This is a genomic window from Chryseobacterium aurantiacum, assembly GCF_003020585.1.
In the GTDB taxonomy this organism is placed as follows: domain Bacteria; phylum Bacteroidota; class Bacteroidia; order Flavobacteriales; family Weeksellaceae; genus Chryseobacterium; species Chryseobacterium aurantiacum.
In genome coordinates, this window is the sequence record NZ_PXUE01000003.1 from 473,090 (window position 1) to 486,402 (window position 13,313).

13 protein-coding genes and 1 pseudogene are annotated in these 13,313 nt (G+C 29.6%); 12 read left to right on the forward strand and 2 right to left on the reverse strand.

The window, feature by feature from the left end:
* Positions 1–12 precede the first annotated feature (12 nt).
* From C7D53_RS14270 to C7D53_RS14315, 11 genes are all read left to right on the forward strand, one after another.
* Entirely contained in the window at positions 13–489 is a 477-nt protein-coding gene (locus tag C7D53_RS14270) for a thermonuclease family protein (RefSeq protein WP_106917102.1), read from the forward strand.
* A gap of 136 nt (positions 490–625) precedes the next feature.
* The gene (locus C7D53_RS14275) at positions 626–1,186 is read left to right on the forward strand and encodes a recombinase family protein (protein WP_106917103.1); all 561 of its coding nucleotides are present in this window, start codon (positions 626–628) and stop codon (positions 1,184–1,186) included.
* A gap of 53 nt (positions 1,187–1,239) precedes the next feature.
* Positions 1,240–3,135: an SIR2 family NAD-dependent protein deacylase gene (locus C7D53_RS14280; RefSeq protein WP_106917104.1), complete on the forward strand. Its 1,896-nt coding sequence runs from the start codon at positions 1,240–1,242 to the stop codon at positions 3,133–3,135.
* 91 nt (positions 3,136–3,226) lie between these two features.
* A complete protein-coding gene (locus tag C7D53_RS14285; RefSeq protein ID WP_106917105.1) occupies positions 3,227–4,126 on the forward strand; it encodes a restriction endonuclease in 900 nt (299 codons plus the stop codon).
* A 149-nt stretch (positions 4,127–4,275) separates the two neighbouring features.
* A complete protein-coding gene (locus C7D53_RS14290) occupies positions 4,276–5,364 on the forward strand; it encodes an RES domain-containing protein (RefSeq protein ID WP_106917106.1) in 1,089 nt (362 codons plus the stop codon).
* 508 nt (positions 5,365–5,872) lie between these two features.
* Positions 5,873–6,568 (forward strand): hypothetical protein, encoded by a 696-nt coding sequence (locus C7D53_RS14295; protein ID WP_106917107.1) that lies wholly within the window; start codon positions 5,873–5,875, stop codon positions 6,566–6,568.
* Between the two features lie 181 nt (positions 6,569–6,749).
* Positions 6,750–7,265 carry a hypothetical protein gene (locus C7D53_RS14300; RefSeq protein ID WP_106917108.1) on the forward strand — a complete coding sequence of 172 codons (516 nt, stop codon included), beginning with the start codon at positions 6,750–6,752 and terminating at the stop codon, positions 7,263–7,265.
* Positions 7,266–7,457: 192 nt separating this feature from the next.
* Entirely contained in the window at positions 7,458–8,135 is a 678-nt protein-coding gene (locus tag C7D53_RS14305) for a hypothetical protein (protein WP_106917109.1), read from the forward strand.
* Between the two features lie 76 nt (positions 8,136–8,211).
* Positions 8,212–8,604, forward strand: a complete 393-nt coding sequence (locus C7D53_RS14310; protein ID WP_106917110.1) for a hypothetical protein — start codon at positions 8,212–8,214, stop codon at positions 8,602–8,604.
* Between the two features lie 146 nt (positions 8,605–8,750).
* Positions 8,751–8,924, forward strand: a complete 174-nt coding sequence (locus C7D53_RS20955) for a hypothetical protein (RefSeq protein ID WP_162926179.1) — start codon at positions 8,751–8,753, stop codon at positions 8,922–8,924.
* A 166-nt stretch (positions 8,925–9,090) separates the two neighbouring features.
* Positions 9,091–9,423 carry a helix-turn-helix domain-containing protein gene (locus C7D53_RS14315; RefSeq protein ID WP_106917111.1) on the forward strand — a complete coding sequence of 111 codons (333 nt, stop codon included), beginning with the start codon at positions 9,091–9,093 and terminating at the stop codon, positions 9,421–9,423.
* A 116-nt stretch (positions 9,424–9,539) separates the two neighbouring features.
* Here C7D53_RS14315 and C7D53_RS14320 read toward each other — a convergent pair.
* Positions 9,540–10,193 (reverse strand): annotated as a pseudogene (locus C7D53_RS14320) (magnesium chelatase domain-containing protein); the annotation flags it as partial.
* 323 nt (positions 10,194–10,516) lie between these two features.
* On the opposite strand from C7D53_RS14320, the gene C7D53_RS14325 reads away from it, so the two are divergent.
* Positions 10,517–12,880: an outer membrane beta-barrel family protein gene (locus tag C7D53_RS14325; protein ID WP_106917112.1), complete on the forward strand. Its 2,364-nt coding sequence runs from the start codon at positions 10,517–10,519 to the stop codon at positions 12,878–12,880.
* 27 nt (positions 12,881–12,907) lie between these two features.
* Here the strand turns inward: C7D53_RS14325 and C7D53_RS21170 are convergent.
* Positions 12,908–13,313: hypothetical protein (locus C7D53_RS21170; protein ID WP_228422355.1), on the reverse strand; the 406-nt coding region annotated here is incomplete at its 5' end.

Sequence of the window (13,313 nt, forward strand, 5' to 3'; positions counted from 1 at the left end):
ATACAAAAGAAGATGATATTAAATCGAATTGTTTTTCTAATAATTCTTTCTTTTCCAACTTTTCTTTTTTCGCAGACCAAGGCAAAAGTTATTGGAATAAAAGATGGAGATACTATTGTTGTTCTACTTGATGGAGACCAACAAAAAACGTTACGATTGGCTGAAGTTGATTGTCCGGAAAGCGGACAACCTTTTGGAAAAAACTCCAAACAATTTACAAGCAATGAAGTCTTTGGAAAATTTATTACTTACTTCCCAACTGACACTGATAGATATGGAAGAACAATTGCTAAAATATATTATGACAATGATAAATACTTATCTGAAGAAATAATTAAAAATGGTTTTGGTTGGTGGTATTTTTACTTTTCTAAAAATGAGAGCCTTGGGACTATACAAAAAGAAGCCGAAAATAAAAAATTAGGGCTTTGGATAGATGTAAAACCGATTAGCCCTTGGGAATGGAGAAAAATATCACGAGAAAAGTAGTTTGGTAAAACGGTCGGTTTCCCGTACATCTATTAATATCTCGTTAGCGCATCTATTTTGTTCTGTTTTTAGTTCATTTTCGTTGTACACGAAAACAAATTACAGTATATTTGAGATAAATGAGTAAAGTGAACTTATGTTAATTGGATATGCAAGAGTAAGCAAGTTTGAACAGAATCTCGATTTACAAACTGATGCCTTAAAGAGTTTAGGAATTGAAAAAATTTTTATTGACAAGGTTAGTGGTGTTAAATCAGAAAAGCCGCAGCTTAACGATTTATTAAATTTCGTACGAAAAGGGGATACTTTAACCGTGTGGAGATTAGACAGGATCGGGAGGACTACAGTTGGGCTAATTCAGTTTGTGACGGAACTGAACGAAAAAGGAATACATTTTAAATCTATTTCGGAAAACATTGATACAAGTTCAGCAAGTGGAAAATTAATTTTCCAGATTTTCTGTGTTTTAGCTGAACACGAAAGAAATGTTTTGATTGAAAGAACAAATGCTGGATTGAAGTCTGCGAGGGCAAGAGGTAAAAACGGAGGAAGACCAAAGGGTATGACCGAAAAATATAAAAAAATTGCACCTTTAGTAAAGAGCTCTTATGAAAGTAAGAATGTTCCAATTGAGGAAATTATGAAAGCTTTTAATATTGGAAGTAAAGCAACTTTTTATAAAATAGTTAAAAGTTAGTATAGTAAGATCAAATAATCAATAATATAATATTTAGTGCAAAATAATTACTAATGCAGAAAACACCAAATTTAGAGAGGTTATTGGAATTAATTAGCAGAGAAGATGTGATTCTTTTTGCTGGAGCAGGTTTATCAAAATATGCTGGATATCCTATGGGAGCTCAACTTCAAAGTATTTTTTACAATAGTTTATCAGCTAGTGCAAAAGAATATATTGAGCCAACACGTTCATTAGCAGATTTGACTGATGATATTTTTCACTTATATCAAAGCAATAATCAAGTTATAAAAATATTGAAAGATAATTATACAAAGCTACCAGAGTCTACTTTTGTCCACGATATAATTTCATCAATTCCTCATTTTAAAACAATTATAACAACAAATTACGACGGGCTTTTTGAAGGTGCTTACAAGGAAAATGGTGAAGTCTTATATAATAATAGTCATATTAGTTTAGCTGATCCTAAAAAAACACATATATATAAAATTCATGGACACTTAGCTGACAGTAATTCAATAATCATTAGAAAAATAGATTATACGAATTTCTTTAACCCTAACAGTCAAAATTCCATTTTTTGGAATGCGGTAAAGGATAAAATGGCATCAAACTGTATCCTATTTATAGGTTACTCTTTAGAAGATGCCAATATCGATTTTATTTTTACTGATATTTTAAAACAACTTGGTGACAATAAAAAAGAGGTATTTTTTATTGCTCCTTCGTTAACACAACCTAAAAAGAATAAGCTAAGTAGCTACGGTATAAATTTTATTGAGGGAACTGGAGAAGAATTATTTCCTTTAATTTTCGAACATATAAATGAGAATATACTTTTAGACCTAAAAAGTAATAAAGTTTCAACTGATAGTACATACAAATTTACTAAAAAGCTAGGATATAATGTAACAGTAGGCACCAATACAGCCTCGAATTTTTTTATTGAAAAAATAGAAAAAGTTGATGGTGTCTTAAAACAGAAAGTACATTTCACAACTAAAAATAACAAAGACTTTATTAGTAAATTAAAAAGTTTTATGGAAGGGAATACCACAGAAAAAAGTTTCAGAATTCCTAAAACTGAATTATCTGATTTTGTCATGCATGTAGATAATTTCAAACTTCAAGATTTATCAGACATGGAGTTTTTATACATTATGAAACTTCCTTCGTATGAAGGTAAAATTGATATTATTTTTGAAGATGGTATGTCTGTAATAGATTTTAATGTAAAAGTATATAAAGATATAATAGAAGAGAAAGTTGTATTGTCCTTTGAAACAGATGTAGCAAAAGGGTCTATTGCATTTATGCCAAGAGCTAAGGGAGCTAATATAAATTATGAATCTGAAATAGTTGAAGTTATTAAAAATCCAAGAGTACTTTTGGAATATTATAAAGCTTTTGCCAAAATTATTGAAGGAATTCGCTTTTCATTTTTGGTAAACGGAGAATCTGTGTTTACAAAAAAACTCATCGCAAATAAAATCCCAGAAGATTTAGAGTTCTATATTAACTATCTTGAAAAGTTATGCAAAGTTGAAACTTTGCACATGATAAGATTTAAGGACATAAGTAGAAACGACATTAACGAAAATAACTATCACACACTTGAATCTATAATAGCAAAGGCGGAAAATACTTTTGTTGAATTGCCACTACCACCACTAAGGGCTGTTCTTGATGAAAGTTTTGATAAAGGATTTTTGAATATTAATAAAGAAGAGCATATAATGTTTTTTGGAGGAAATACTGAAGTAAAAGTAAATGTGCATGATAAAGAATTTAATTTAGGTTATATGAGATCATATGTTTTTGATCCTTTTATATCAAACATGGAAGAAATCAAAAATAAAAAAGCAAAAGAAATTTTTATTACTAATAAATCAGGTAAGAGAAAAGTTGGATTCTATGACGTTTACGAAATTCCTGGAGATAATTGAATAATATTTTAATTTATATAATCAATCTCACAAAACGATTAATAGCTAATATGGCAAACCAAATATATAAATTTTCCGCTCCAATTAATATATGAGACAATTACCAGCATTCTCGGCACAATCAGAAGAAAAAGACCGTATTAAGATAATTATTAAAGAAATCACAAAACAAATCTTAACATTAGATTATAAATTTAATGACATTGATAAAATTGTTATAAATTATACCTCCGGAAAGAAAGAGATAACAATGGATGAAATTGGAATCTTTCTGAATGCGTTTGAAAAGCTAATTCCGAACAATGATCTTTTTTTCGGTGTAGGTTCAGACAAAAAATATAATGATAATTTACTGAATGTGTCAGTTTTAATTTTATATAAATCAATAGATAATGATGAACTATTTGACTTTTATAATCAATTAATTACATCTAATGTTGAACAAGTAGTAGTAGCCTCACCAGAAGATATTTTTAGTAAAAAACAGCTAGACTTTATTCAAGAATTTAAAGATAAAACTAATCTAAAATCAGTAATATTATCTGAAGATAGTAGAATAGTAATAAATGAAGTAAATAAAAGACTAATAAGAGATCTTGCAAAAACTCCAGATTTAATGTACAAATTAACATCTAGACAATTTGAAGAATTAGTTGCAGAACTCTTTGTACAAGAAGGATATGAGGTGGAATTAACGAAATCAACTGTTGACGGAGGGAAAGATATTTATGCAGCGAAAACAACAGTATTTGGGCAATTCTTATATGTAGTAGAATGCAAAAAGTATAGTCCAGAAAATAAGGTAGGTGTAAATGTTTTACGTTCACTTTACGGTGTCGTACAAAATGAAAAAGTAACTTCTGGGATAATAGTAACATCATCATATTTTACAAAAAATGCAAGAAATTTTCAGCAAAATATTAAGCACCAACTTCAACTTAATGATTTTAACAATCTTTGTAAGTGGTTAGAGCCTAATTTAATATATTAATTAATGCTTATATTATATAAGTATTGCCACATGCAAGAATCTCAAAAAACGATCCACTGATAATCATTACAATGAATAAAGGAATTGAAAAATAATGATTAGTTTATTTTGAGTGGACTATAAAATAACTTTTAACTATTGAAAAACTCATGAAATTCGAAGAACTTTTAAAGGATAAAATTTTTGAGTTACCGTTACATCAAACTACAAACGATAATTTTAAAACATTTATTATTACTAAATTAAAACTATTTCTAGAAAAAGTTAATGATTTAGATCCAGGACCAATTCATATTGAAAAAAATTATATTTCATCGGATTTTGTAAAAGAAGTTCAAGGAAAAATCATTGAAAGTCTAATACTTTGTTTTGAAGACTATTATAACGGGAATCCTTTCAAGGCTTATGAAAAGCTTCATACAGTCTTCCGTAATGATTTTAAAGATTTATATGCAATTATTAATCAAAAGGAATATGCATTAAATGAAAGTTTTTTCAGAATTAGATTAAGTGATAAGAATTATCTGTACAAAAGGTCAGAAATGTTTCACATTCCTTTTGAATTAAGAAATAAGGTCTCAACCCAAAGATTTAGCATACCGGGGTTTCCTAGTTTATATCTGGGTAGAACGATTTACATCTGTTGGGAAGAATTAAATCGTCCGTCAATCGATAAAATTCAGGCTATAAAATTTAAAAATATAAAAGAAATAAAACTACTTGATCTAACTCCACCTTCTAAAGATTGTACAGATATTAATGAGTTATACAGATTTTTTATGACTTTTCCTATAATAATGTGCTGCAGTGTAAAGGTCAAAGATCCAATGGATACATTTAAACCTGAATATATAATTCCACAACTACTTTTGCAATGGATAAGAAATAATGATAGGTTAGATGGGATACAATATAAATCAACTCATATCACGTCAAAGGTTTTTAATGAAAATACTGAATTAATAAATATTGTACTGCCAGTAAAAACAAGTGAAGGCAGTGGAATATGTAATAGACTTACATCATATTTTGAAAGTACAGATGTAATATCTTGGAATTTATATCAATTTGCAAGGGGTGGCCAAATTTTTACTTATGGAGAAAATGATGCTCAAATTGTAAATAGGAAAATTCCAAACTTAGAAATTATTGACGGTAAAAAATATCCTTATTTTTATTCGACTTTAGGAAAATTGGAATATTATTTAGAAATAAGTCGGACAGCACCTATATTATAGTATGTACAATAAAAGTTCAAAATTAAGATTATAAAAGGTGCATGTAATCCTTAATATATTTAGTTTATTAACAAATCTCAAAAAACGATTCGATGAAAAATAAAGCTACTCTATATAACATCTTTTCTATTCTTAATAGTGTTTCTTTTGTGTTTTATTTTAATACAGATAGAAGTGAGAAATTTATATATTGATATTATTTACTCAGCGGTTATCTTACCAACTATGGTTACTAGTGTAGCTTTATTTTTTAATCTAATACTAAAGATAAAAGATAAATCTAAAAAAATGACCAAATGCAAGAAAAGCAAATACTTATAGATTTCAAGAACTCGAAAAAAAATATTGGTCTCAAGATCAGGTTTGGGAAAATGATAGCGAAGCTTTGTTTGACGGTTTAATTGAAATAATTACAATTAAATAATAAATAATCTCAAAAAACGATCCAACAATGTGCACGGAAGACATTGATTGATGCAATGCGTAAAGCTAAAAGTTATCTTTAATTATGAATAAAACTCTGCAACAAATAATAAATTCAAGAGAAGATATTTCAGACTATCTTTTTCATTTTACAAATGGTGAAAAAGCATTTGATACGTTGTGTAAAATATATGATGATCGAAAACTTATAGATGTCAATGATAATGGAGTTATATGTTTCACAGAGGCTCCACTTACAACATTAACATCAATGTTTGATATTTTTATAAAGTACAGAAATCCAATGTACTCACCTTATGGAGTAGGTATTAAAAAAGAATATTTATTTAATATTGGTTGCAGACCAGTAATTTATGGCCCGAAAGAGGATTACGAAAAACTTCATGAGGATTTAAAATGGCGATTTGAAGAGTACAAGCCAAATGAAAAAGATTTTTCTTGGTTAAGAGAATGGAGATTAAACAGTAAGAATCTCGAATTACTTAAAGAACATACAATATTCATAACAAAAAATAAATCAGAATTAGACTACTTTACTTTCAACGAAGCTGACATTATTGATATTGAATTTGACGGTTGTGTTGCAGATGGTCAATTTTGGGGTGAAGCGTATGGCGTTATTGAACGTTCATTTAAAGGAGTTTCTATAGAAGAAATAAGAGAAATTAATAAGATTAGTAAAGAGGAGTTTCACAAGATATTAGACGCACAATCATTTGATGAAACTGGAGGGGTTAATTTAGGAGGGTTTATACAGTAAAATAACTACAGATAACAAGGGTTTGTAAACATTTGTACAAGATTCAATAGTAGTAATTCTATTTACCATTTGTGCTAAAAATCCCCGCCTTTGGCAATTCCCGGAACGTTATAGCTGAATTAAATCTCAAAAAACGATAACAAATTATGTTTGACCAAGATCCCAAAGTATTACATTTATCATGAAGTTTACACTATATTTTATTTTCCTATTATTTACCCAACCATTATTATGTCAGGATATTGAATGGTCTGAAGAAAGAAAGTTGGATTTTTCTGATTTCAAAAGGATTAGTTTTACGGAAGATGGCTTTAGTTCTGCAGAGTCAAGTGTTGCAATAAATTTTCGGATTGTTTCAACGTCTATCTGGACAGGTAAAATCAAGATCAAAATATTCGCAGTTTTTAATTCTGAAAACTCTTGGTTTAGAAAAGAACAATCATCTAATATTTATGTATTGAATCATGAACAAAAGCATTTTGATGTAGCATATGCCTTTGCAACACAGCTTCAAAAAACAGTTGATAAAGAAATAAGAGGAATAACAGATTTTAATAATAGATTCCAAAAATTGTATGATAAAGCCTTTGCGGAATACATTGCCTTTCAGACTAAATATGATTTGGATACTGGACATGGTTCAAACTTGGAAGAGCAGATAAAGTATAATGATATTATCAGTAAGATGATTAAGTAAATTATAATAGCTGTCTTTTTAAATTCGAATACCTAAAATTAAATTATCTATCGAGGTATAGCGATATTTAGCTTTCCTCGAACAATGTTTAATTAATCTCAAAAAACGATTAATAATCATTTATAAAATATATGGCAACAACAATAGCAACTATTAAGATACTACAACTTATCTTATTAATATAAATTTTTAATGAAAGAGAAATTAATTCGTATTTGGAAAGATCCTGTTTGGAGCAAAATCATTTCTGCAGTATTGTTAGCCTTTTTTGCAATAATTTATAATGCATTAATAGCACATTATAATAATACAAATTTTTCTTTAGAATTTCTGAAATTCTGGCTGGCTAAGATTGATCTTTGGATAGTGGTATTAATTATATTAGTGACTTACGTTATAAGTTATTATGTAAATAAACCAAAGGCTAAAATCAAATTTCTTTATGATTCTGAAACAATTGAATTAGATAGAAAATTATTTAATCGTATTAGGAATGAATTAATTAGCAAAGAAACTCTTGACGATTTGTATAATAACACTTTTTCAAGTAGTTCATTTGAAAGAGAAAAATTTAATTTTATAAATATTACATTAAGTGAAAGTGAAAATCCAGAGTTTGAATTCTTGAATCCTGAAATGGAATTTGCAAAGCTTGAATTAATAACAGCAATTAAAAAGTTTAGATCATCTTCTGTTGGATCTATATATTCTGCGCCCTCGCATGGTGACATTGGATTCTATGGTATTCCAAAAGAGTGGGATCAAGAAAGGTTCTACGCAGCAATGGATAAAATAGAATTAGAAGAGAGAAATGTTTTTGAGAAAGCAGAAAGATTAATTAAATTAGGTAGAAGAATTTTAAAAATATAAAAGTTCTTTAAATTTGAAATTAAAATATTTGTTATCAAATTTATGATTATCAAATAATCTCAAAAAAACAATAATTATGGAATATATAAAAGGTTTAATAACCCTATTTTCTGCTCTATTAACACCAACGGTTGCAATAGTTGGTATCTACATTGGAATTTTAAATTACAGGCTACAAACAAGAAAAAGAAAGGATGATCTTTTTGACCGAAGATATAAGTTTTTAAAAAAATTTGAATCACTTTGGAAAACAACAGGTTCAGAACAAAAAGGAGCAACAAGAATGCATTTAGATTGGGATGATATTGAGCCATATGCACAAGAAGCATACTATTTATTTGGAAAAGATATAGCAGAACACTTAAGATCATATGAAGGTAAAAGTTATGATCAGAATTTAAATTGGGTTCCGGACTATGAACTTGCAAAACCTTTTAATAAATATCTATGTTTTGAAAAAACGAAATAATTAAAGTCATCTTACAAAACGATAATAATGGAAATAATCTTTGAAAAATACAAAGTCTTTATACTACTTATAGTAGTTCTATTTTTACTTGTTGGAATAGGTAAGTTTATGTCAAACCGTGAAAATTAATCTCAAAAAACAATTACATGAAAATATTAGGATTAATTTTAATTTCATATTTGATGGGAATTCTAACCCAAAGAATAATTAGCTATTACAATTACAAAAGAGAGAGTAAAAAATCTTTAGAAGGTCTAAAAGATCTACAAAAACGTTTGGAGGAAAATATTAGGCAGGTTGAAACAAGTACGTTTGATTGAGTAATCACCTTAATTACAGGAGAAAAAATTGAAAGTGAATTTTTTCATAGAATTTCTGATGATGTTTTTATTGATAGAAAGAACAAAACTGAAATTATTCGAGATAAAATTGTGAGTATAAAATATATTAATGATAAAAGTCTGTGAAATTTAATATCAAAAAACGATGAAAAAAGAGAAATTAAGAACCGAAAGGAATAAAAAAGGGTATACTCAACAACAAATAGCTAACATTCTTGCAACGGATGTATCCAACTACAGCAGAAAGGAAAACGGAGATGTAAAGATCATAAGTCAAGAATGGGAAAAAATAGCTCAATTTCTAAACGTTTCAGTGGAGGAAATATATGAAGAGGATACTATCATCAATCCGGTTGATTTACCTGCCCAAGTAGTTGTTAAACAAGAATCTGTATACATAACTACCATTAATAATCTTAACTCTTATATTAAGCTATTACAGGCGGAAATAGAGAGGCTTAATCAGAAAAAAAATTGATTTTTATTTTAACAAACATACTCTTAATCATAAACTAATCTCAAAAAAACATTCGATTTTATTCTAGTTGTTATTTTATCATTTTGTATTATAAATTATCATCTTCTTTTAGAATTGACATTATGTCCACCAGCTGCGGCAACTTCCATTGCTCTTTTTGCGGTTTCCTGTCCTTTAACCTCAGAAAAATCAAATGGAAAGTCATTGATCTTTTCTTGAAATTCTTTTCTTGTATCCAGAACAACTCTTTCAAGCGACTTTCCTTCATTAAAAAAATCAATGACCTCCTTAATATTTTCCACGCCATATACATCCAGATCATTAACAATGGCGGCCTCTCTTGCATTTTGTATGGGAAGAATAATTCCTTTAAAGCCCTCTTCCCTAGCCTGTATAGCGATAGGTAAAACCCCTTTTATGGGTTGCAGACTTCCATCCAGAGAAAGTTCTCCCATAATAATGTAATGGTGAATTTCTTCTGCCAGTATCTGATCTGATGCTGTCAGAATACCAATGGCTATGCTGAGATCATAGGCAGATCCCTCTTTTCTAAGATCGGCCGGAGCCATATTAATGGTGATTTTCTTTCCGGGAATTTTATACCCCACATTTTTCAATGCAGCAGAAATCCGGTAGCTGCTTTCCTTAATCGCATTATCGGGAAGTCCAACTAAATGATATCCTACTCCTCCGGTATCTACATTGACTTCAATGGTTATTGTCTGTGCAGCAACTCCATGAATTGCGCTGCCATAAATTTTGATAAGCATGGTGTGTTTTTGAGGTAAAAATAATTAATATAATATACTACTAACCTGATGATTGCATAAAAAAAACACTACTGAAAAACAGATATAACAAAAGATATCAATTAAAACTATCGTGCTATCCTTCTGCATCTTATTATTTCAGGGTATAGGGTTTTAGCCACAAGCAGGTGCAATTATTTCTATGGGCGTTAAAATTATTATTTCAAAAAATACCCTTTAACGGATTTTTTTTTATTTCCATCTGATAAAACCTCCATCTCGTCGAAAATAATTCTTTTCCTTTTCTGAACATTATACTTTTGAGGCATAGAAATCAGAAAATTATGAAAAGATCAAGTTTCCTGGGTGTAGCACTTTTAAGCATGACAACCATAAGTGCACAAAATATACTTAACGGTAAAGTAACAGATACAAAAGGTCAGTCAGTTCCTTTTGCATTAGTAAAAATATATTCTTCTAATAGCAAAACTGATGTTATTGTAGAAAAGGTAACTGATGAAAATGGAGTTTTCAGCACTTCGGTACTTAATAATGGAAATTATAACCTATTTACATCTGCAAGCGGATATGCTAACTCTTCTAAAGATTTTGTATTAAATAATACTTCACAAAATATTTCTATAGCGATAGAAAAGGAAAAGATATCCGGCATTAAGGAAGTTGTATTGGTTGTGAATAAGAAGAAAACCTTTGAAAGAAAAATCGATCGTTTTGTCTTCAATACGGAAAATTCAATTGCATCAAAGGGGGTAGACGGCTTAGATGTACTAGCAGCAACACCTATGGTAAAGGCGGATGATGAGGGAAATATAGAGATTATAGGTAAAAGTGCGGTGTCTATTATGATTAATGACAGGCCTGTGAACCTTTCCGGAAAAGATCTTGTATCTTATCTTAAGACTATACGCTCAGAAAATATTGAAAGAATTGAAGTAATCACTACCCCACCTGCAAAATATGAATCACAGGGCAATAGTGGAATCATTAATATTGTTCTGAAACAGAACTCTAGTATGGGTTTTAGTGGAAATATTTCCACAAGTTACCTAAGAAGATCCAGAAATGGGTATTCAAATAATGGCTCACTCAATTATCAGTCTAAAAAGATCAATACTTCATTAAGGGTATCTCAGTTTGACAATGAAAAAACAACGAATGAGAATTTATCTATTTATGCAGGAAATATTTTAAAAACTGAAAATACCAGACTGGATAAATCTAAGGGGTATAATATTAACTACAGCATTGATTATAAAATTAATGATAAAACATCTGTTGGGGCGATATACAATTTTTCTGATACTGACACTGACAGTGATTCTCAAAACTTTTCAAGATACTATCACGGAAATGCGCTTGATTCTATGGTAGTTTCAAATACCTATAATCAGAGCCGGGTTAAAAACAACCAGTTAAATATTTATTTTGAAAGAAAATTAGACAGTTTAGGAAAGAAATTATATCTGGGAGGAAACCTTTTTGACAGCCAAAATGATAATCCTTTTTCACTAGCCTCACAATCTGATGTGAATAGCATAAACTATCAGATCAATTCAAAATATAGATATAAGATCTATTCAGGTCAGTTTGATTTATATCTTCCTTTCAAATCATTTGTTGGAGAAATCGGTGGAAAATATACTCATTTCAATACAGATACCGGATTGGATTTTTTTATCAATAATGCTGACGGTCCTGTATACGATAACAACAGAAGTAACTTTTTTGACTATAAGGAAGACAACTGGGCATCTTATGTAACCCTTTCCAAGTCTTTCACGGAGAAACTGGAAGGAAAGGCTGGTCTAAGGTATGAATATACAGTATTGAGTGGGATTGCACGCAACAGTTCTCAAGTGGATAATAATTACGGAAAGTGGTTTCCAAGTCTTTATCTTACTTATAAACCCAATAAAAAGAATATTCTCACCTTAAGTTATTCTAAACGAATTACCCGTCCTGGCGCGAGGGCCCTGAACCCAACTACCATTTATCTGGATCCTTATGCTTATGTAACCGGAAATCCATATTTAAAGCCATCATTCAGCAATAATTTTGAACTGGGATATATATTTAATAATAAACTGTCTGTTACGGCATATTATCAGACCAGTAAAGATAATTTTGGACAGATTGTGGATCTGGAAGGAGCCAACAGAGCTGTGAAATATTTAAATAATTATAATGAAAATAGTTTAGGGATCAATGCAACATACTCTAATACGTTTTTCAAGATATGGGATTTTTATACATCGGTAAATTATGCCTATGTAGAATCTAAAGGGCTTATTGATCAGGTACAAGGGCTGAGTTCAAACTCATTGTATTACTCTGTAAACAATACCTTTCATTTAAATTCTAAAAAAACAGTCTCTTTCCTTTTGAATTTCTGGAACTTTTTGCCACACACCAAAGGAAATTTTGAATTTGAAAATGTACAAAATCTTTCATCAGGCTTAAGACTTTCTCTTTTTGAAAAGAAGTTACAAGTAAATATGACCATCCAAGACATCCTGAAAGGAATGAAGTTCAGAGGAAACGCATACTACACAAATTACCAGACTTATTCTGACAATTATTATGATGCGAGAACATTTAATATCAGTATCACCTACCAGTTTGGAAATAATAAGGTGAAAGGAAACAATAAACAGATAAAATTAGAAGAAGTAGATCGAGCAAACTAATATTAACCTAAAACTTAACAAAATGAATCAAGTAGACAAACCTATTGACAACGATTTCTTTGATATAGCGATATACTGTAAGTAATCTACAGACAACGAGAAAAAAACAATTAAAACAAGTATTAATCCTAAAAATAGATCACGATGAACCAAGTGGACAAACCAATCGACAACGATTTCTTTGATGTGAATGTTATCTGTAGATAATCCAACAACGAGAAAAAAACAATTAAAACAAGTATTAACCCTAAAAAATAGATCACGATGAACCAAGTGGACAAGCCAATCGACAACGATTTCTTTGATGTGAACATCATCTGTAAGTAATCTACAGACAACTAGAAAACCAATTAAAACAAGTATTAACCCTAAAAAATAGATCACGATGAACCAAGTGGACAAACCAATCGACAACGATTTCTTTGATGTGAAT

Excerpts from the sequence above, each read along its gene's own strand:
- C7D53_RS14290 (WP_106917106.1), top strand. The coding sequence starts at position 4,276 with ATGAAATTCGAAGAACTTTTAAAGGATAAAATTTTTGAGTTACCGTTA.
- C7D53_RS14310 (WP_106917110.1), top strand. The coding sequence starts at position 8,212 with ATGGAATATATAAAAGGTTTAATAACCCTATTTTCTGCTCTATTAACA.
- C7D53_RS14275 (WP_106917103.1), top strand. The coding sequence starts at position 626 with ATGTTAATTGGATATGCAAGAGTAAGCAAGTTTGAACAGAATCTCGAT.
- C7D53_RS14285 (WP_106917105.1), top strand. The coding sequence starts at position 3,227 with ATGAGACAATTACCAGCATTCTCGGCACAATCAGAAGAAAAAGACCGT.
- C7D53_RS14315 (WP_106917111.1), top strand. The coding sequence starts at position 9,091 with ATGAAAAAAGAGAAATTAAGAACCGAAAGGAATAAAAAAGGGTATACT.
- C7D53_RS14295 (WP_106917107.1), top strand. The coding sequence starts at position 5,873 with ATGAATAAAACTCTGCAACAAATAATAAATTCAAGAGAAGATATTTCA.
- C7D53_RS14325 (WP_106917112.1), top strand. The coding sequence starts at position 10,517 with ATGAAAAGATCAAGTTTCCTGGGTGTAGCACTTTTAAGCATGACAACC.
- C7D53_RS14305 (WP_106917109.1), top strand. The coding sequence starts at position 7,458 with ATGAAAGAGAAATTAATTCGTATTTGGAAAGATCCTGTTTGGAGCAAA.
- C7D53_RS14300 (WP_106917108.1), top strand. The coding sequence starts at position 6,750 with ATGAAGTTTACACTATATTTTATTTTCCTATTATTTACCCAACCATTA.
- C7D53_RS20955 (WP_162926179.1), top strand. The coding sequence starts at position 8,751 with ATGAAAATATTAGGATTAATTTTAATTTCATATTTGATGGGAATTCTA.
- C7D53_RS14280 (WP_106917104.1), top strand. The coding sequence starts at position 1,240 with ATGCAGAAAACACCAAATTTAGAGAGGTTATTGGAATTAATTAGCAGA.
- C7D53_RS14270 (WP_106917102.1), top strand. The coding sequence starts at position 13 with ATGATATTAAATCGAATTGTTTTTCTAATAATTCTTTCTTTTCCAACT.